This is a genomic window from Alcanivorax xiamenensis, assembly GCF_009846745.1.
GTDB classification, from domain to species: domain Bacteria; phylum Pseudomonadota; class Gammaproteobacteria; order Pseudomonadales; family Alcanivoracaceae; genus Alloalcanivorax; species Alloalcanivorax xiamenensis.
Map to the genome: position 1 here is coordinate 21,756 of NZ_AQPF01000035.1, position 20,662 is coordinate 42,417.

General features: G+C 60.4%; 15 protein-coding genes. 4 read left to right on the forward strand and 11 right to left on the reverse strand.

All coding sequences use genetic code 11. The features are described 5' to 3' along the window. Positions 1-4: 4 nt before the first annotated feature. The 7 genes from A6D6_RS16440 to A6D6_RS16470 form a co-directional block, all read right to left on the reverse strand. Positions 5-640: an ABC transporter ATP-binding protein gene (locus A6D6_RS16440; RefSeq protein WP_133493095.1), complete on the reverse strand. Its 636-nt coding sequence runs from the start codon at positions 638-640 to the stop codon at positions 5-7. Continuing rightward, entirely contained in the window at positions 637-2,130 is a 1,494-nt protein-coding gene (locus A6D6_RS16445) for an ABC transporter permease (RefSeq protein WP_236564138.1), read from the reverse strand. Before A6D6_RS16445 ends, A6D6_RS16440 begins: the two co-directional genes overlap by 4 nt. 14 nt (positions 2,131-2,144) lie before the next feature. Next, the gene (locus tag A6D6_RS16450) at positions 2,145-3,518 is read right to left on the reverse strand and encodes a phosphomannomutase/phosphoglucomutase (protein ID WP_159661316.1); all 1,374 of its coding nucleotides are present in this window, start codon (positions 3,516-3,518) and stop codon (positions 2,145-2,147) included. Positions 3,519-3,529: 11 nt separating this feature from the next. Beyond that, positions 3,530-5,167, reverse strand: a complete 1,638-nt coding sequence (gene pgi / locus A6D6_RS16455) for a glucose-6-phosphate isomerase (RefSeq protein ID WP_236564139.1) — start codon at positions 5,165-5,167, stop codon at positions 3,530-3,532. A gap of 2 nt (positions 5,168-5,169) precedes the next feature. Continuing rightward, entirely contained in the window at positions 5,170-6,450 is a 1,281-nt protein-coding gene (locus tag A6D6_RS16460; protein WP_133493097.1) for a UDP-glucose dehydrogenase family protein, read from the reverse strand. Beyond that, positions 6,440-7,321: a UTP--glucose-1-phosphate uridylyltransferase gene (locus A6D6_RS16465; RefSeq protein WP_133493098.1), complete on the reverse strand. Its 882-nt coding sequence runs from the start codon at positions 7,319-7,321 to the stop codon at positions 6,440-6,442. The genes A6D6_RS16460 and A6D6_RS16465 overlap by 11 nt, the downstream gene beginning before the upstream one ends. A 314-nt stretch (positions 7,322-7,635) precedes the next feature. Beyond that, positions 7,636-8,796, reverse strand: coding sequence for an MFS transporter (locus A6D6_RS16470; RefSeq protein ID WP_159661323.1), 1,161 nt, complete (start codon positions 8,794-8,796; stop codon positions 7,636-7,638). A gap of 291 nt (positions 8,797-9,087) precedes the next feature. Here A6D6_RS16470 and A6D6_RS16475 point away from each other — a divergent pair, with 291 nt between their 5' ends. Then, the gene (locus tag A6D6_RS16475) at positions 9,088-10,479 is read left to right on the forward strand and encodes an aminotransferase-like domain-containing protein (RefSeq protein WP_159661317.1); all 1,392 of its coding nucleotides are present in this window, start codon (positions 9,088-9,090) and stop codon (positions 10,477-10,479) included. Between the two features lie 92 nt (positions 10,480-10,571). Here A6D6_RS16475 and A6D6_RS16480 read toward each other — a convergent pair whose 3' ends face one another. The 4 genes from A6D6_RS16480 to galE all read right to left on the reverse strand — a co-directional run bounded on the left by A6D6_RS16480 (position 10,572) and on the right by galE (position 16,621). After that, positions 10,572-12,545, reverse strand: coding sequence for a polysaccharide biosynthesis protein (locus A6D6_RS16480; RefSeq protein ID WP_159661318.1), 1,974 nt, complete (start codon positions 12,543-12,545; stop codon positions 10,572-10,574). An 848-nt stretch (positions 12,546-13,393) separates the two neighbouring features. Beyond that, entirely contained in the window at positions 13,394-14,170 is a 777-nt protein-coding gene (locus A6D6_RS16485; RefSeq protein ID WP_159661319.1) for an ElyC/SanA/YdcF family protein, read from the reverse strand. Between the two features lie 18 nt (positions 14,171-14,188). After that, positions 14,189-14,803, reverse strand: a complete 615-nt coding sequence (locus A6D6_RS16490; protein WP_133493102.1) for an acetyltransferase — start codon at positions 14,801-14,803, stop codon at positions 14,189-14,191. A gap of 807 nt (positions 14,804-15,610) precedes the next feature. Further along, on the reverse strand, positions 15,611-16,621 hold the full coding sequence (gene galE / locus A6D6_RS16495; protein WP_133493103.1) for a UDP-glucose 4-epimerase GalE: 1,011 nt from the start codon (positions 16,619-16,621) through the stop codon (positions 15,611-15,613). A gap of 724 nt (positions 16,622-17,345) precedes the next feature. Here galE and A6D6_RS16500 point away from each other — a divergent pair. From A6D6_RS16500 to A6D6_RS16510, 3 genes are read left to right on the forward strand one after another with little or no spacing between them, the layout of a single operon-like run. Beyond that, positions 17,346-19,010 (forward strand): AMP-binding protein, encoded by a 1,665-nt coding sequence (locus tag A6D6_RS16500; RefSeq protein ID WP_159661320.1) that lies wholly within the window; start codon positions 17,346-17,348, stop codon positions 19,008-19,010. Beyond that, the gene (locus tag A6D6_RS16505; RefSeq protein ID WP_159661321.1) at positions 19,007-20,176 is read left to right on the forward strand and encodes a thiolase C-terminal domain-containing protein; all 1,170 of its coding nucleotides are present in this window, start codon (positions 19,007-19,009) and stop codon (positions 20,174-20,176) included. Before A6D6_RS16500 ends, A6D6_RS16505 begins: the two co-directional genes overlap by 4 nt. 26 nt (positions 20,177-20,202) lie before the next feature. Next, positions 20,203-20,622 carry a Zn-ribbon domain-containing OB-fold protein gene (locus tag A6D6_RS16510; RefSeq protein ID WP_159661322.1) on the forward strand — a complete coding sequence of 140 codons (420 nt, stop codon included), beginning with the start codon at positions 20,203-20,205 and terminating at the stop codon, positions 20,620-20,622. Positions 20,623-20,662 lie beyond the last annotated feature (40 nt).

Below are 20,662 nucleotides of genomic sequence, written 5' to 3' on the forward strand. Positions count from 1 at the left end.
CTCCCTATCGATCCAGACAGATCTTTCTGTCCGAGATGCGATTGATCTGCTCATCGGAGTGGGATACGAACACTACCGATTGATCCGAACAGATCTTCTTCATCATCGCTTTCTCTGCTTTTTGGCGGAACGATTGATCACCAACGCTCAGAACTTCATCCAAAAGCAGAACATCCGGAGACATATGGATAGCCACCGCAAATCCAAGACGAGATCGCATACCCGAAGAATAGGTCTTAACCGGCTCTTCCATAAAGTCACCCAGCTCAGCGAAAGCAGCGATTTCGTCGAGGTGGCTTTCGACTTGGTATCGGGAGTAGCCCAGCAACATACCGCTGATCACCGCATTGTCAATACCGGACAGTTCCCCGTCGAAACCCGCTTGGAGTGCGAGCAGCGATACCGTGACACCATGGTTAATTACCTGACCACTATCCGGTTGGATTATGCCCGCGATCAGCCGTAACAGCGTCGATTTTCCAGCACCGTTACGACCCACGATTCCCAGAGTTTCACCTCGGTAAAGATCAAAGGTGATACCTTCAAGCGCCTGATAATACCGGCTAGGCACAAACAAGCCGCCACGGCGTTTATAACGAACGCCAACATCACGCAGAGAAATGATCGCGTCTCCACTCATTCGATCACCACCCGTGGAAACACGCTCTCCAGCCGACGATATACTAAGGCCACTAAAACAAGTCCCGCCATACAGGCTAACGCCAGCCAACACGTCATTCCCCAATCCGGCCACTGGTGCTCCATCAGTATCAGACGATACTGATGGAGTAAGTTAGCCATGGGATTGGCAAAAAAATAGCTGTGCCATTGTTCCGGGATAGTATCAACGGTGTAGAACACGCCGCTGCAGAATAGAATAAATTGCAGGCCTGTGGGCACCAGGTTGAGCAGATCACGCAAGAACGGGATGATCATCGCCGTCAGGCAGCCGATGGCCGCCATCAGCATCAGTTGGATAGCAACCACCGGCACCAGCGCCAGCCAGTGCACCGTTGGATAAAATCCACAGGCAAACAGAAGAACAACGAGCATGATGAACACCGGTATCTGTTTTCCAGTGTTCTGTGCTACCGCTACAAGCGGAAAGAATAGCGGTGAAACACGCACCAGGTTCATCAAACCACGGCCTTGAATAATGGTTGCCGCAGCGTGCTGGACCGTCTTCGCGAACCATTGAAACGGCACCAGTCCAGTCAATAGATAGATAACATAGTTATCACCACCTCGCTGCAGTAGCAAACCGAAGACCAGATAAAACACCGCCATATACAGCAGTGGATCAATGATCCACCATAGATACCGCAAATGATTCTGGTTGGCCTCCGCCTTAAGGTTAAGGCGCGCCTTGGTGACCACCAGATCAGCAAACGCCCTTAAATTCCGTCGAACAGGGGGTCGAATCTGCGTATCGCGTTGGTCCGTCTGTTCCAGGCTCTTCACCCAATCAGCACCGAAGCTGGCGCCCATCCGCAACTTTTTCGCCTCGCTGGCGCAGCCAAGACGCTCAGCAGCCTCAGCAGCCCGTAAAAATGCCTGCCGGTGTTCGGGAAACTGCGCGCGTACCCGAGTCCAGCGGGACAGCGCTTCCTGCCAGCGATGATCCCTCATGGCAAACTCAGCATACTGACACCCACCTGCCGCTTGCTTGGGAAAACGCCGGCAGACCTCAGCATTTAATGCCTCGGCCCGGGCCCGCTCTCCCGCGCGAAACAAGACTTCGGCACTGGTCAGCCAGACATCGATGTCATTGGGAAATCGATAACGCGCCTGCTCCATCAGCATCACCGCCGACTCAGTCATACCGCCATCGGCCGCTACCAGCGCGCCGCGTATCCAGCCGTTCGGGTTATCTGGAAAACGCAGTCTCGCCTGCTCCAACAACCCCGCCGCACACTCGTACTCGTCAAGCTGATGGTGCGCCACCCCCGCCTGTATCCAAACTGGTCCCTGATCGGGGTACACTAGCCTTAATGTAGCCCAACGCTGCACGGCTTCACGCCACAGACCCTCATGCATGGCCTCCCAGCCCCACTCCAGCGCCCGTTCGGCAGGCAGTGGTTGAAGCTGATCAGAGCGGCGCTTGGAATGGGCGATCTGAGGTTTTGACATCGGAGAATCCGCTACTATCCAACCGCGTTGACAGCGTCGCCGATGGCAGCCTGGAAGCGCTGCTGGATCCGTGCCAGGGCCGGCTCATCCACGGCTTCATAACGCGTCACCAGTTTCGGTGAAGTGTTCGAGGCACGGCACAGTCCCCATCCGTCCTCATAATCCATACGAATACCGTCAATCACCGTGCGCTCACCTTGTCCCAGGTCGGCGTGGGTCTGCAGGTACTCGACGATGGCGAATTTGGTTTCCTCGGTAACGGTTATGGTGATCTCGGGCGTTGTGCACAAATCAGGGTAACGACCGAAGAAAGTCGCTGCGTCATCATCGTATCCGCTCAATATACGCAGCAGTCGTGCCGCGGCCACCAGCGCGTCATCAACGCCAAACCAGTCTTCAGCAAAAAAGACGTGGCCACTCATCTCCCCTGCCAGCAGGGCACCGGTCTCCTTCATTCTGGCTTTCATCAGCGAATGACCGGTTTTCCACATCTCCGGCTCACCACCAGCGGCGCGCACCACATCGAATAGAGCTCCCGTACACTTGACATCAAAGATCACTCTCGAGCCTGGAACACGCCGCAGAAGATCTTCCGCCAGTGCCATCAACAAGATGTCCGGGAATACGACCTTGCCGTCTGGCAGCACCACGCCGAGACGGTCACCATCACCATCGAAGGCCAATCCGAGATCGGCCTTTTCACCCTGAACCATGGCCATCAAGTCCGCCAGCGTCTCTATATCGCCAGGATCCGGATGGTGATTGGGAAAGGTGCCATCCACCTCAGTATAGAGCGGCAGCACCTCGCACCCGAGCGCGGCGATAGCCTCCGGAGCGATGACGCTGGCGGCACCGTTACCGCAATCCACCACCACCTTGAGCGGACGAGCCAATTGGTGCCGTTCTCGCAAAGCATCCAGGTACGCAGGCAGGATCTCACGCTGCTCCTGGTGCCCTCCTCCCCGACTCAGATCGCCGTCCAGAATCCGCGTTTTCAACGCCACGATGGCGTCGCCGGATAGTGCCGTACCCTTGATAACGATCTTGAAACCATTGTAATCCGGCGGATTGTGGCTACCGGTGATCATTACTCCGGAGTCGACACCGTCAAAATGATGGGTAGCGAAATACAGAACCGGAGTCGGCACCAAACCAATATCGATCACATCACAGCCGGCGGAGCGCAGGCCAAGACCAATAGCCTGATGCAAGGACGGCGAGGAAAGTCGCCCATCCCGCGCCAGGGCTACCTTGCCGCCTCCCTGGGACAACACCTCTGAACCTATGGCCTGGCCGATCAGCTCGGCGGCCTCCATGGTCAACGTGTCGCCGAAGATGCCACGAATGTCGTAAGCACGGAATAAAGTGTCGGATAACGTTATCGTCATGGGAAATCTCGTCAGTTCTGTTGCCGCTCGCGAACGTAGCGGGCCAGGGCGCGGCTGGAGCCGTCCAGCTCGTTAATGCCGCCCCCAGTATTAAGCACGTCTATCATCTCCATGGCGATACGCTTGCCCATTTCGACACCCCATTGATCGAACGGGTTGATACCCCACATCACTGCCTGTACGAACACCTTGTGTTCATAGAGCGCCAGTAGCGCACCTAACTGCCGCGGCGACAGTTCGTCCATCATCAGCGTAGTACTGGGTTGGTTGCCGCGATAATGCATGAATGGCGGTAACGACTGATCCGGTGTCAACGCCGCCTCTCCAAATGCCAGTAACCGTGATTGGGCCAGACAGTTGGCCACGGTCAGGCCATGTTGGTCTTCCAACGGCTCCAGTGCCGCGCTATTGCCGTTGCGACGGCCATGCCGCGCCGCCACCAGGAATTCGCAGGCCACGGGCTGAGTACCCTGATGAAGAAGCTGATAAAACGCGTGCTGGGCATTTGGGCCAACCTCTCCCCAAATCACCGGGCAAGTGTGATGTTTGACCGCCTCACCGGAGCGAGTCACCGATTTGCCGTTGGATTCCATCTCCAACTGTTCGACATAAGCAGGGAGGTGCTTCAGCCGGCCATCATAGGGCAGCACGGCCCGGGCGGTGATGTTCAGGAAATTGAGGTTCCATATATCCACCAGTCCCAGAGAGACCGGTACATTTTCGTCCCAGGGCGCGCTGCGGAAATGCTGGTCCATATCGTGAGCGCCGGCGAGAAATTCGCGGAACTGATCCATGCCGATGGCCAGCGCGATCGGCAAGCCGATGCAAGACCACAGCGAATAACGGCCACCGACCCAGTCCCACAGCCGGAGCTGGTTTTCCTGATGAATCCCCCACTCCGTCATCCGTTCAGAGCAGGCGGAAACGCCGATGAAATGACAGCGCAGCAAAGCGCCATTCACCTCAGGAAACGCCCGTTCCAACCAGGCGCGAGTGGTGGCCGCGTTACTCAAAGTGTCCATGGTGGTGAATGACTTGGAGGAAATTACCACCAGCGTAGTGCCGGGGTTCAATTCATCCAGCAGCGGTGCGATCTGGCTGCCGTCCATGGAAGAGACGAAGTGCAGACGTGGCCTCCCGCCCGTTTCAGGGTGGTGTTCGTGCAATGCCACCGATGCCATGAGCGGCCCCAGATCCGAGCCACCCACACCGATATTGACCACGTCGGTGATCGCGTCACCCTGACACCCTCGCCATTGACCGGAATGGACCCGATTGACGATATGCTCCATCAATGTGAGTTGCTCGTGCACCTCCGGTGCATTTTTCTTGCACTCGCGCAAGCGCCAATGCATTGCCGGACGGGACTCAGTCCAATTCACCTCACCGCCATCAAAAAGGCAACGAATCCAGTCATCCAGACCTCTCGCTTCGGCTAACGTCCGCAGCTTTTCCAGCGTACCCGCTGCAATTCTCTGTTTGCTGAAGTCCGCCAGCAGACCACAAGCGGAAAGGCTCAGACGTTCAAAACGTCGTGCATCCTGGGCGAACAAATCGGCGATATGAACACGTCCCGAACGATAAGCGTCATCACGTAACGCCTTCTCGGCCCGGCGCGCCATGAGTGTGTCCATAAGCGGCAATGCCATGATCAGGATCTCCCAATGCCATAGTAGGTGAACCCTTGATGTTTGACATAACGGGGGTCATAAATATTTCGACCGTCCAGAATCAGCGGCGTGCTCATCTTATTTTTCAACATGGCCCAATCGGGACTCCAGTACTCTTTCCATTCAGTCACAATCATCAACGCATCCACGTCCCTTGCCGCATGGTAACCGTCCTGGTGGGTATACAAGGGCCCGCGCCCGTCGGCCCACTGTGTCAGTTCCGGCAACGCCAGCGGATCGTGCACATGCACCTCCACGCCCTGCGCCCAAAGAGCCTCGATCAGGCGCAACGCCGGGCCGTTATCGACACGATCAGAGCCAGGCTTGAACGCGGCGCCCCAAAGCGCCACTTTCTTATTCGCCACATCGCCTTCATAGTGACGCCAGAACTTGCGGAACAGCACTTCCTTTTGCCGCTCATTGATCTGCAGGACCTGCTCCAACAGCTCGGTATTGATTCGGCGGCTGCGCAACGCATCAGTCAGATTCATTACATCACGACTGAAGCCCGGCCCACCAAAACCACAACCGGCATACAGATAGGCGTCACCGATACGAGGATCCGATCCGACTCCCTGGCGAATCACCTCAATATCCACGTCCAGTTCTTCCGCCAGCATCACCATGTCATTCATGAAACTCAGGCGGGTCGCCAACATGCCACTGATAGCCAGCTTCGCGAACTCCGCTTCACGGGGACGCATCACCTGGATGACATCCTGCCGCCGATTGAAGGGCCGCAGTATTTCCCGGATCAGAATCTCACCAGAACGGTCGTCACAGCCGAGCAGGATATGTTCCGGGCGAGTGAAGTCATTTAACGCCCGGCCTTCCTGCAAGGTGTCCGGCAGGCAAATCACCGGCACCGTCCGCCCACGTTGTGCCAATGCTTCCCGCAGCTCTTCGGTCGTCCCGACCGGAAATACACTCTGATTGATCAGCAACTCACACTGCTCGCCACCTGCAATCCAATCCAGCAAGATGTCGGCTTGATCGCGCTCCCCCGGCTGCAACGCCAGAAACACCACTTCGCCCGGAGTAGGGGCCGGTGTCGCCAGATCCCGGCACCACAAATAGCCAGCTTCGATCTGCTCGCGAATCAGCGGCATAAGACCAGGTTCATGATACGCTTCCCGGCCGTCCCTCAGCTGTTGCCAATAACGCCCTTCAGGCAGGGACCAAGTCACTGTGTGGCCGGTTTGGGCCAGAGCCGATGCAGTCACCGCGGCACATAGCGTGTCCCCAACCACATCAACGCGCACGGTATTGCTCCAGGAGCGCCCGGGAGCATTCCGCCAGTTCCGGGTGGCCAAGCGCGAAGTGAATGAACGCTTCGAGATAACCGGCTTTGTTGCCGCAATCGAAAGTACGCCCGGTCATGGCGTAGGCTTCCACTGGCGCGCGCTCCAGCAGCGCGGCAATGGCATCGGTCAGTTGAATCTCGCCGCCAGCACCGGGGCGGGTATCAGCAAGCAGGCCCATGATCTCGCCGGGCAGAACATATCGTCCAACCACCGACAAATTAGAGGGCGCGTACTCGGGCGCGGGCTTTTCCACGAGGCCCTGGATCGCAATGCCATTGCCCGCTGTTGGCGCCGGTCCGGACATAGATACCACGCCATACTGATCGACCTTGTTCATCTGCACCGGCTCCACCATGATCTGAGCAGCCCCGGTAGACTCGAATCGTGCCAGCATAGCGCTCAAATCCGCCAGGTCACCAACGGTGTCAACCAGAACATCCGGAAGCATCACCACGAAAGGTTCGTCGCCGACAATCGGAGCTGCCTGAAGGATGGCATGGCCCAACCCCAGCGGTTCCCGCTGACGAACACCAATGACGCTGACGTGATCGGGAAGGATCTGGCGCAAGCTTTGCCGCAAACTCTCCTTGCCTTTCGCCTGTAACTGCGCGTCAAGCTCGGCGTTGATATCGAAGTAATCCTCGATCGCGCCTTTAGCGGCATGGTTGACCAGAATGATTTCACTGAGGCCGGCTTTCACCGCTTCCTCCACCACCAGATGAATGGCCGGGCGGTCCACGATCGGCAACATTTCCTTGGGAATGGATTTAGAGGCGGGCAGCATGCGCGTACCCAATCCCGCGACCGGGATCACTACTTTCGAAATCATCTGGCACCGTCCTTCATCATGGCTACTGCAAGAATCCGGGATCCATCACCTTATTTTCGACAGACGTCTCGAAGTCTTCCAACTTCCCTCCCCCCGATTCCAAGGCATGAACAGATTCTAACCATACAAATTTCACGCTGTCGCTCGAGCTCTGCGGAACGAGTCGACCAATTCAAACAAGTTTTACTGTTTGTCACGAAAGGACCGTCCCGGCGGCTAAAACAAAGACATGAAAAACCGGCGAGCGTTTTTTTCTTTGAAACGGATCACAAAACAAGAAAGGCAGTGCATCCACGCTGGAGAGCCCCCCCTCCTTAGCGCACCTGTGCGTATTGGCTCCGCGGCCGGCTACGCCGCAATCCGACCAACGCCAGTACTACCCCGAAGATCAGACCTCCACCGTACCAGGAAAGCGCCACCGTGTGACCGAACCAATCCACCAGCACCCCGGTCACCATCACCGGCAGAATGAAGCCGAAGTACGCCATCAGAAAGAACCCGGCGCTGGCGGCGGCGCGGCGTTCTTCAGCCAGCGCCAGCACGGCGCTGAGGCCGCCCAGGTAAATGAAGCCATAGCAGGCGCTGCTCGCCAGCACCGCGCCCGCTAACACGCCAGCAAACTGTCCGTGCAGCGCCCCCCAGGCGATCAGAGCGTAGGCCACCGGCAGAATCAGCAATCCGATACGGGTGGAGGTCCGTGATGGCAGCAACCGCGCCAGGGGCTGGAACAGAACGCCGCAGCTGCAGGTGGCGAGGACCGCGAAGCCGGACCACTCACTCAGACCGTGCTTTTGCAGGGCCGAGGGCAGGATGGCGATGACCAGGCCCACCGTGCCCCAGGCCAGCAGAATCGCCCAGCCGAAGATCAGCGAACCCGCCGGGAAGAACGGTAATCGGGCCAACGGTGCCCGGCATGATCTGGGCGCGTCATCCCTTAAGCCGGCGGCCAGCACGAAAGCCACCACCGCGGCCAGCAGATAAAGCGGGAAGCTGGGCGGCGTCAGGCTGCTGGCCCGTAGCAAAAACAGGCTGGTCACCGCCGGGCCCAGGCCGAACCCGAGGGAGGTGGCGGCGGTCACCCAGTTGGCGGCACGGCGATGGTCGCCGCCGGAGAACAGATCATGCATGTAGCCCGGTGCCACGCTGGAGGCCAGCGCAGTGGCCACCCCAACCAGGAAGCGGGCTATCCCCAGGGCCAGAATCCCCGGGGCGACCAGGGTCAGTGTCGTTGCCACCAGACACAATACCAGAGCCGTCAGGATCAGCGATTTGCGCCCTACCCGCTCCGACAAGCCGTTCAACGACAGCAGCACCGGAATGATGCCGAATACGTAGCAGGCGAAGGCCACCGTGGTGACGCCCACGCCCACGCCGTCCTTGGCGGCCAGTGCGCTGTACAGGGGCGCCTGGAGGTTGGAGGCGGATGTGATAATGCACAGAGCAAAAGCCAAACGCAGGGCGTCGAAACAGCGCATAACGAACCTTGAAAAAGAGGAATACATGGGGCGCCTCGCCGGGGCACGCACGCGCGCGCCCCGGCCTGGGCGGGATCACACCATGGTCGTATTCGCCGGATTCGGCGGTAAGGTACACTTGGGTCTGGTTATTGATGAACTGTTCCGGGTTTTCCGGTAACGGTCGCGGGCATCGCGGTCTGTCATGCACTGGCCGCGGAGCTGCTGCGGGAAGCTTGCTTGCAAGCGAATCGGGGTTCCACAAGAATTCGCTTGCAAGCAAGCTTCCCACAGCGGCCTTAAGGACTTGGCATGAAGCTGGATATGGACCCGGACTCGGGGCTGCCCATTGCACAACAAATCGAAGACGGGATTCGCCACTGGATCGTGCGGAACGGCGCCGGTGGCGGCAGCCGTCTACCGTCCATACGCCGCCTGTCCAGCGAGCTGCACGTGAGCCGCAACGCCGCTATTGAGGCCTATGAACGTCTGATGGCCCAAGGACTGGTGCGCTCCAAACCCGGCTCCGGCTTCTATGTAACCAACGGCGCCGTGAGAATGCTGACCGGCACCGAGCCGGTTTGTGAGGAAGAGGTGGCCGATGATCGCTGGAGCCTGTTCCAGAGTGACGCTTCCACCTTGAAGCTCGGTTGCGGCTGGCTGCCGGGCAGCTGGCTGGAAGTGGAAGACCTGTCCTACGCGATTCGCCAGGTCACCCGCCAGGACAGCGCCGGCATCCTCGATTACAGCACGCCCATGGGCACCCCGGAGTTGCGCTTACTGATACGGGAGCGAATTCGCCTGCTTGGCATTGACGCCAGCATGCAGCAGATCCTGCTTACCGGCGGCGGCAGTCATGCCCTGGATCTGCTGGTGCGACTGTTACTGAAACCCGGCGACACTGTGTTCGTGGAATCACCAGGCTATTACAATTTGCTCGGCCTGCTGAAGCTGCAACAGGTGCATGTGGTGGGCGTGCCGCGCCTCCCCGGCGGACCGGATCCGGAACACATGGCGTACCTGCTGAAACAGCACAAGCCCAAGTTGTTTTTCACCAACAGCGTGTTTCAGAATCCCACCGGCACCACACTGGCGCCGACCTTTGCCCACCGTATCCTGCAACTGGCGGAGCAGCACGATTTCCAGATTGTCGAGGACGACATCTACGCGGACTTCCAGCATGAACCGACACTTCGTCTGGCCTCGCTCGATGGTCTCAGGCGAGTGATCTACCTCGGCAGCTTCTCGAAAAGCCTGTCCAGCTCCTTGCGGGTGGGGTTTATCGCCGCGGCGCCGGCGCGAATCAAGCCGCTGGTGGACATCAAAATGCTGACCAGCATTTCGGCCTCCCGTTTCTCTGAGCAGGTGGTCACGACCATGCTGCAGAACGGGGCCTACCGCAAACTGGTGGAACGGTTGCGCACGCGACTCTCCTCGCAAATGGTCACCGCCCTCAATCTGGTGCGGGCGGCGGGCTGGAAGGTGCATTCCGAGCCGGCGGGAGGGATGTTCATTTGGGCCCGCTATCCGGGCGTGGCGGATTCGCAAAAACTGGTGGACCTGGCGCGGCAATCCGGCGTCAGCCTGTCACCGGGCCATCTGTTCCTGCCCGATGAAACAGTCTCGCCCTGGCTGCGGCTCAACGTCGCCTATACACGGGATCGGCGGGCGATACGTTTTTTGAACGATCCGCTGGGAATGTGAATTCGCGTTATATTCGCGAGCAAACTCGCTTCCCACGGCGGCTCCGTAGCCCCCTGTGGGAAGCTGCCTTGGCAGCGAAGCGGCGTGCGGCATCAGTGTGTCGGGGAAGGGGCCTTGTAGGGAGCGGCTTCCTTTTGAGCAGGCTGATCGGCGGTGGGCTGCAGAATCAGCGCATCATTGTAGTCCTGGCGCGGCTGGTAGCCATTGACATAAGCACGCAGCAGCGCCCGCAAGGCATCCTGATCGCCACGTTCCAGCGCGGTACGGAAGCGATCCAGCGCCTGGTTGATCTCCGCCGGCGCCAGTTTCTCTTCATGGGCCTGCATGATCATTTCATGCTCGGTCTGGATCGAGCATTCCCCGATCAACAGTTCCTCATACAGCTTCTCACCGGGGCGCAGGCCGGAGAACACCACTTCGATGTCGCCGTCCGGGTTGGTGGTGTCACGGACACTCATTCCCATCAAACGAATCATGGTGGTGGCCAGATCCATGATCCGTACCGGCTCGCCCATGTCGAGCACGAACACCTCGCCACCCTTGGCCATGGCGCCGGCCTGAATCACCAACTGGGCCGCCTCGGGAATGGTCATGAAGTAACGAATCACGTCCGGGTGGGTCACCGTCACCGGGCCGCCCTGCATGATCTGTTTGCGGAACAACGGTACCACCGAGCCTGAAGACCCCAACACGTTACCAAACCGCACCATGGAAAAGATGGTGCCGTCACTGGTGCTGGCCAGTGCCTGCAATACCAGTTCAGCGAAGCGCTTGGTGGCCCCCATCACGTTGGTGGGCCGTACCGCCTTGTCGGTGGAAATCAGAATGAAATGCCGCACCCCGGCATCGCGCGCCCCTTCGGCGGCGGCCAGAGTACCGATAATGTTGTTGCGCACCCCGGCGTCCGGGTTGGCCTCGACAATGGGAACGTGCTTGTAAGCAGCAGCGTGATAGAGCGTATCAATGCGGTGTTCCAGACACAGGCTCTTCACCAGACCACGGTTAACCACCGAGCCCAGCATCGGCACCAGTTCGATGTCCTTGCCGCTTTCCCGCAGCACGCCGCCCAACTCCCGCTCGATGTCGTACAGCGCCACCTCGCTCTGCTCCAGCAGCACCAGGCGGCTCGGGTTCAGCTTCAGGATCTGGCGGCACATTTCGGAACCGATGGAGCCACCGGCACCAGTCACCATCACATGCTTACCGCTGATACAGCGGCTCAACAGATCCAGCCGGGGCGGCACCGCGTCACGGCCGAGCAGATCCTCGATGGCGACATCCTGAATCTCTTCCAGGCGCGCCTTGCCGCTGGCGATATCAGCAAAGGCCGGCACCGTCTGCACCCGCACTCCCAGCTTCTCCAGCCAGCTCACCACCGCCATGCGGCGCTGCCGGGACAGGTTTGGCATGGCCAGCAACACGGTGCGGATACGCTCATCCACCACCGCCTGTTTCAAGGTCAGGCGATCCACCACCGGCACCCCGGAGAGCAAGGTACCCTGTTTGCCCGGGTCGTCATCCACCACTAAAACCGGGTGCAGTTCCCGCCCCTGCTGTAACGCGGTCACCAATTGTCCGCCGGCACCACCAGCGCCATAAATCGCCACCGGTTCGGTGGTAAAATAGCCGGACATGACCCGATACAGGAACCGGCGTGCCAAAAACCGGCTGGATCCCAGATACAGCACACCCAGGGCCCAGAAGATCAAAAACACGGAGCGCGGCACCATCGCCGGCACCATATAGGAAAGGCTCGCTAAAACCACCACCGTGGCGGTCATGCCCAGCACCACCGACCAGGCCACCTCGGCGCCGAGATAACGGACGATGGAGCGGTAAAATCCAAGAAGATAAAGCGCGGGTAGCCCCACCAGCACGGTCAGGGGAAATAACCAGGGATCCTCGATCGGCGGGAACAGATTGCCAAAGCGCAAAGCGTAGGCGGTCCACAACATTACCGGCAGTGCCACCGCGTCCGCCATCAGCATGATGGCCCTTTTTTGCCAGCGGGAGCACTTGAGCACCCGAGCCACGGCACTTTGCAGCGATGAAGAAGCGGTATGCATAGGACCCTGTCCTTAGTCGTCTCAATGTCAATAAAAGAGAGCCATTATCGTGTGATGCAAATCACACTTCCAGGCCCGCGCGTAACGTTTTATAGCCCGCGCGTTAGGTAAACCGAGTGTAAATGTGAATGCATGACACTCATTGTGACGCACCCACGGCACCCTGCTGTTTTTGCAATAATTTAACGTTTTTACAGCGACCGGCCGAACAGGAAAATACCCCATTCAGGGGATTGACAACATCTGACCGAATCCCTCCGGCGAAGGGGCGATATAATAGCAGGTTTAATACCAAAGGAAGCGCACGGAAACGACTTTTTTGTAAACCGGGAAAGAGCAACTTCGGCTCATGAAGCAACACTCCGCAACATTTGGTAATTGTAATCAGCAAGGCGACACGGCATGCTCGAATCATCGCGCAATGGATGAACAACAACATGGATGTGGCCGGAGCGTGATGATCAAAGCTTTCTTTACGACATTATCTCCTTTTGATTTCGCATTCCGCGCCTCTTCCAGAGGCGCATTTTATTTCATATCTCCGTAGATATATCACCGCTAATTGCCCATAGCCAACCCGTTCAATGGGAGCACGAATTCGTATTGCATTCGCGGCCAAGGCCGCTTCCCACAGCGGCTTCGTAGCACGATCCGTGGGAGCTAGCTTGCTAGCGAATACAGCCTCCGGCGTTGCCCCATTCGCTTGCAAGCAAGCTTCCCACAGGGATTGTCACGAAGCCGTTGTGGGAAGCGAGCTTGCTCGCGAATACTCCCCAGCCGTTGGCGATTCGCTTGCAAGCAAGCCCCCACGGCAGCTCTGCTTGGCAGCGAACCATACCAGCATCGCCTTAAGGCGTGTCACCCTGCCACCAGGCACCCAGTCTCTCCCACCAGCTTATCTCCAGCACATAGAGCGGCTCCGCTCCCGGCAAGCGGTCTCCCCAGTGCGCCCGCCCCAACCCCGGCGTCCAGTAGGGCCCGGCCGGCGCCGGCACCGCGTTGATGCCATGCTGGCGAAACAACGCCAACGCCCTGGGCATGTGCAATGCCGATGTCACCAGGATCACTTTCTCTTCCGGTGGCACCCAGCGGGCCACCGCCCGGGCTTCCTGCTCCGTATTCAGCGCATCGCGGGAGCGCCAGATCGCGTCCTCCGGCACCCCCCAAGCCACCGCCAGCTCCGCCATGGCATCCGCCGAGGTCACGCTCTCCGGCGTCGAGTCCGGTGCGCCTCCCGACACAATCAGCTTGGCCGCGGGCTGCAACTGGAACTGGCGTACCCCTTCGGCCAAACGGGCAAGGGAATGGGCTCGCAATCGGGAAGGCGGCGGCAAGGCAGGGTCGTCCAGAGCCCCCCCGCCAAGCACCACCACCCAGGGAGCCGGTGGCGGCACGGTCAGTGGTGGGTAGGCATGCTCAAGGGGGCCGCCGAGCCAGCGGGCGGTGCCCGGCAGGGTGAACAACAGCAACAGCACCGTACCAGTGGTGACCAGGGCCAGCGCCAGGCGGCGCGCCCGGCCCCACCACAGCAACACCGTGCCACAGATCAGAAGCAGCAATACCGGCGATACCGGCATCGCCAATGAGGCCACCACCTTGGCCCACTGAAAAGTATCCAGATTCATCGGGGGAAAGCAGACTCCTTATCGTGCCGGCACACCCATGATGGTGACGCCGTCGGGCACATCGTGGAGCACCACCGCCCCCGCGCCCACCACCACGTTCGCACCAATGGTGACCCCCTCCTTCACCACCGCGCCGATACCAATGAAGCTGCCCTCCCCCACGGTCACATCACTGGCCAGATGCACGCCGGGACAGACATGGACACCGGCGGCCAGCCGGCAATCCCGGTCCACCGTGGCCCCGGTGTTGACGATACAGCCCATGCCCAGCACGCAATCCACGTTGACCACGGCGTTGGCGAAAACCACGCTGCCCGCGCCCATTTCCGCGAACCTGCTCACCGACGCGTGGGGATGAACGATGGTCGCCAGGGTCGCCCCCGACTCCAGTAACTCCGACAGTTTCCGCAAGCGGATGTTATTTCGCCCGATACCGACGGTCACCGAATCCATGGCGCTGATTTCCTCCAGCAGCTCGCCGCTGCGCCCGGAAACCTGCCAACGACCGTTGTCCTGTTTCTTGGGCCAGGCATCGTCATAGAAAGCGATTTTTCGCCACCCGGACGCGATAGCGGTATCGGCGATGACTTTGCCGTGTCCCCCGGCTCCCAGAATCCCCAACGAACGTGTCATGGCAACCTCCTTGCTCTGGTCAAAGCGTCCTTTCCTTGTATCACCGACCCGCATCACACGCCAGGGGGATTACATCACGGCGTCACCATTGCGTTCCGTGGGGGGCCTTACTCGCAAGTGAAGCGCAATACCGAACACTGTAGTCGCTGGCAAGACCGCTCCCAGGGAAGGCCGTACCACGAAGCCGCTGTGGGACGCTTGCTGGCAAGCGAATGGCAGCAGTTGGGGGCGCATTCGCGGCCAAGGCCGCTTCCCACAGCGGCTTCATAGCACACGTGGGAGACTTGCCGGGAAACCATACAAGCCGCTGTGGGAAGCTTGCTGGCAAGCGAATTGTCAGCAGTTGAGGGCACATTCGCGGCCAAGGCCGCTTCCCACAGCGGCTTCATAGCACACGTGGGAGACTTGCCGGGAAACCATACAAGCCGCTGTGGGAAGCTTGCTGGCAAGCGAATTGTCAGCAGTTGAGGGCACATTCGCGGCCAAGGCCGCTTCCCACAGCGGCTTCATAGCACACGTGGGAGACTTGCCGGGAAACCATACAAGCCGCTGTGGGAAGCTTGCTGGCAAGCGAATTGTCAGCAGTTGAGGGCACATTCGCGGCCAAGGCCGCTTCCCACAGCGGCTTCATAGCACACGTGGGAGACTTGCCGGGAAACCATACAAGCCGCTGTGGGAAGCTTGCTGGCAAGCGAATGTCAGCAGTTGGGGGCGCATTCGCGGCCAAGGCCGCTTCTCACAGCGGCTTCATAGAACGCGTGGGAGACTTGCCGGGAAACCATACAAGACAGCCTGCTGGCGAATACCCTAGCGAAAGCCGTCGGGATTACTCTCCTGCCAGCGCCAATGATCCGCGCACATGGCGTCCACGCCACGGGTGGCTTTCCAGCCCAGCACCCGCTCCGCGTGGGCCGGGTCCGCGTAGCACACCGCCACATCACCAGGCCGGCGTTCAACGATGTCATAAGGGATATCCCGGCCGCTGGCGCCGGCGAAGGCCCGCACCATGTCCAGCACGCTGTAACCCTGGCCAGTACCCAGATTGGTGGTGATCAGCCCCGGACCAGTGAGCGCCTCCAGCGCCGCCAGATGGCCCTGGGCCAGATCCATGACATGAATGTAGTCCCGCACGCCAGTACCGTCCGGCGTGTTGTAATCGCCGCCGAAAACACGCAGTTTCTCACGCTTGCCCACCGCCACCTGGGCGATATAAGGCATCAGATTGTTCGGCTCGCCGTTGGGATCCTCACCGATGCGACCGCTCTCATGGGCCCCCACCGGATTGAAATAGCGCAACAACGCCAGCCCCCAGGATGGCTCGGCACGATAAAGATCCCGCAGCATGTCCTCGATGTGGAGTTTGGTGGCGCCATAGGGATTGGTGGCGCTGAGCGGAAAATCTTCACGGATCGGCACCGTGGCCGGATCACCGTAGACGGTGGCGGAGGAGCTGAACACCATACGGCGCACGCCAACCTTCTCCATCGCCTCCAGCAAGCGGATCGTGCCCACCACGTTGCAGTCGTAATAACGCAGTGGCTGAGCCACGGACTCGCCCACCGCCTTCAGGCCGGCGAAATGCACCACCGCTTCCACCTGCTCATCCCGCAGAATACGTTCCATTAATTCGCCGTCGCGGATATCCCCTTCCACCAGCGTCACGCTTTGGCTGGTCAGAGCTTCCACTCGACGCAACGACTCCGGGCTGCTGTTGCTGAAGTTGTCCACCACCACTACCCGATGGCCCGCTTCCAGCAGCAGCAACACCGTGTGAGAGCCGATATAACCGGCACCGCCAGTGACCAATACCGTCGCCATACTGATTCCTTCTCCTTCGTACACGTCCTGGATGCTTGGAGTCGCTGCTACCTTAATCGTTTCCCACGGAGAGGGCTACGAAGCCGCCGTGGGAAGCTTGCCGGCAAGCGAATGCGCAGTACCGAACGCCGTATTCGCTGGCAAGCCCGCTCCCACGGAAAGCCGCACCACAAAGCCACTGTGGGAAGCTTGCCGGCAAGCGAATGCGCAATACCGAACGCCGTATTCGCTGGCAAGCCCGCTCCCACGGAAAGCCGCACCACAAAGCCACTGTGGGAAGCTTGCCGGCAAGCGAATGCGCAATACCGAACGCCGTATTCGCTGGCAAGCCCGCTCCCACGGAAAGCCGCACCACAAAGCCACTGTGGGAAGCTTGCCGGCAAGCGAATGCGCAGTACCGAACGCCGTATTCGCTGGCAAGCCCGCTCCCACGGAAAGCCGCACCACAAAGCCACTGTGGGAAGCTTGCCGGCAAGCGAATGCGCAGTACCGAACGCCGTATTCGCTGGCAAGCCCGCTCCCACGGAAAGCCGCACCACAAAGCCACTGTGGGAAGCTTGCTGGCAAGCGAATTGTTGTACCGGTTTGGGGGTAAAAGAATTCGCTTGCCAGCAAGCTTCCCACAACAACGTCTAGCCAGTTGACGCAAGAACAGGAGTGTCGCCCGTTCTAGGCTGACCGGTCAGTCGAGCCAGCCCCTCCCCGCCAACAAGGAGAACCGATCATGGCCAGCGAGCCGTCTCTGTTGAACAAAACCATTCCCGAGGTAGCCCGGAACGCGGCCGAGCAATGGCCGGACGGCGTCGCGCTGCGTTATCACGGAGAGTCGATCACCTTCGCCAAGCAGTACCAGAGGGCCTGCGCGCTGGCCAAGGGGCTGAGCAATCTGGGCATCGGGCCCGGCGATCACGTGGCCACGCTGATCGGCGGCCGGCCGGAATGGTTCTATCTATCCTACGCCATCACCCTGCTGGGGGCGGTGATCGTACCGATCAACGTGACATTCCGCCGCCAGGAACTGGAACACGTTCTGCGCTGCGCCGACGTCAAGGCGCTGGTGACCATGGATGAGTTCCGCGACGTGGACTACCTGGCCCTGTTCTCCGAACTGCTGCCGGAACGGGTCGGCGCCGCGCCGGGTTTCCTGCACAGCCAACGCTTCCCCCATCTGAAAACCGTGGTAACGCTGAGCCCGGCGGGCAGCACCCACGACGGCTGTTTCGACTTCAACGACGTGATGCGTTCCGGCGCCCATGTGCGGCCAGCGGAAGTGGAAGCCTGGTTCGCCCGGCTCTCGCCCAGCGCGCCCTCCTATATTCTGTTCACCTCCGGCAGCACCGCCTTTCCAAAACCAGCACTGCGCAGCCACGGCAGCAACGTCGCCATCGCCGGGCACCTTTACCAGTCCACCTTCCGCCTGCAACCCGGCGACCGCCAGCTCGGCATGTCGCCCTTCTACCACGTCGGCGGCTGCATCTACACCACTCTGGGCAACGCCCTGTTCGGCGCCACCACGGTGCTGATGGACTACTTCGAAGCCGGCCACGCTCTGAAGCTGATCCGCGAGGAAGGCATCACCTGCATGGGCGGCTTCGATACTCACTACCGCGCCATGTCGGCGCACCCGGACTTCGCCGATACCGACGTCAGCAAGGTCGACCGCATCATGCTGGCCTGCGGCCCCGAGTGGTACGACAAAGTCCGTGAGCTGGGCTTTGGCCATACTTCCGTCACCCACCACTACGGTTTTACCGAAGGCACCTCGGTGGCGGTGCCGCCGGAAGAAAACGACGAAGTCGTGCGCAAGAACAGCAACGGCCGCCCCTTCCCCGGTTGTGAAGTAAAAATTGTGCACCCGGAAACCGGCCGCGAATGCGGCGCCGACGAGCCCGGAGAAATCTGCGTGCGCGGCTGGTCGCTGTTTCTCGGCTACTACAAGATGCCAAAGCAAACCGCCGAGAGCATGGACGACGAAGGCTTCTTCCACACCGGCGACTATGGTTGGAAAGACGCCGCCGGCAACGTGTATTACCGGGGCAGGTTCAAGCAGATGGTGAAAACCGGCGGCGAGAACGTGTCCCAGCGGGAAGTGGAAATGTTCCTGGAACAGCACCCGCACATCGCCACCGTGCAAGTGGTCGGCGTCCCCGACGACCGCTGGGGTGAAGCGGTGACCGCGGTGGTGGAAACCCACCCCGGCAAGGAACTGGAACTGGAAACCCTGAAAACCTTCTGCAAGGAACGCATCGCCGGCTTCAAAATCCCCAAACACCTGGTACCGGTAACGCGGGAAGAATGGCCGATCACGCTCACCGGCAAGTTCGACAAGCCGGCCCTGCGCACCCTGGCGATCCGCAAACTGGGACTGAACACCGGGGCCGCCTCATGAGTGGCTATCAACCGGACGCCGCCGCCATCGCCGGCATCGGCGAAACCGAATACACCCGGGGCACCGACAAGAGCGGCCTGCAACTGCTGATGGAAGCCTCGCTGAAAGCCTGCGCCGACGCCGGCATCGAAAGCGGCGCCGTGGACGGCCTGGTAATGACCTCGCGAGTGGGCACCAACGAAGACTTCGTCGCCAGCCTCGGCATCACCGACCTGAAATTCCACGCCCACATCAAGATCGGCGGCGCCAGCCCGGTGGCCGGGCTGCACCTCGCCTGCCACGCGGTGGCCTCGGGCATCGCCGAACGCGTGCTGGTCAGCGCTGGCCGCAACGCCTACAGCAGCATGCGCCTGGGCGCCACCGACGCCGGTCCCCGGGTGGTCTGGCCCGGCGATGACATCCGCCGCAACCTGGAATACCCCTACGGCATGATCGCGCCGATGCAGTGGTACAGCCTGCACGCCAACCGCTGGTTCCATGAAACCAACGCCAGCCGCGAAGGCATGGCCACGGTGGCCTTGAACACCCGCCATCACGCCCATCTCAATCCACGCGCCTGGTTCCGCGATCGCCCCATGAGCCGGGAAGACTACGACGCCTCTCCGATGCTGGTGACGCCGTTCAAACTGCTCGACGTGTGCCTGGAAACCGACGGCGCCGCCGCCATCCTGGTGACCCGCGCCGACGCCGCGCGCCACGCCGGTGGCAAACCGCCGGTGTACGTGGCGGCCACCGCCGAAGGCCATCCGGACTCGCCGGACGACCTCAGCAACCGCCCGGACATTCTCGGCATGGGTATCGGCAAGGCGGCACCACGGGCGCTGGACATCGCCGGCATCCACCTGGACGAGCTGGATTTCGCCGAGATCTACGACTGCTTCACCTTCATCGTACTGCGGCAGTTGGAGGAAATCGGCTTCTGCCAGCGTGGTGAAGCACCGGACTTCGTCGCCAACGGCCGCATCGCCCTGGGTGGAGAACTACCACTGAACACCCACGGCGGGCTGCTCTCCCAGGCGCATATCTCCGGCATGAACCACGTGGTGGAGGCGGTGCGTCAGCTGCGCGGCGACGCCGGCCAGGCCCAGGTGGCCGGCGCTCACCTTGGCCTGGTCACTGGCTACGGCGATTTCGGCGACGGCGCCATCGCCATCCTGCATAACTAATGTTCACAGGACCCAACGAGGACACCATGGGTAACCCCGTTCAACGCCCCCTGCCCGACGTCAACGACCCGCTTTATCAAATGCACTTTCAGGGCCTGAAAGACAATCAGCTGCGGGTGCAGCAGTGCGACGCCTGCGGTCAACTGCAATGGCCGCCCCGGGATCTGTGCAAACAGTGCCACGGTGATCGCTTCCACTGGCCGGTGATGCCGGATCAGGCGGTGGTCTACACCTACTCCGTGGTGTACCGCGCGCCGCACCCCTGGTTCAAGGACCACTTGCCCTACGCCATTGTCGTCGCCGAGCTGGAAAACGGTTTGCGGCTGCTCGGCAACGCCTTCGGCGAAGACGTGGAGAAGATTCAATGCGGCCAGCGCGTGCAGGCGCACTTCCAGCACGATGAGGACAGCGGTGTCTGCTTATTGCGGTGGGTGCCCACGTGCTGATCGCCCCCTGCAAGCGAATGGGGCAACCCCGAAGGCCGTA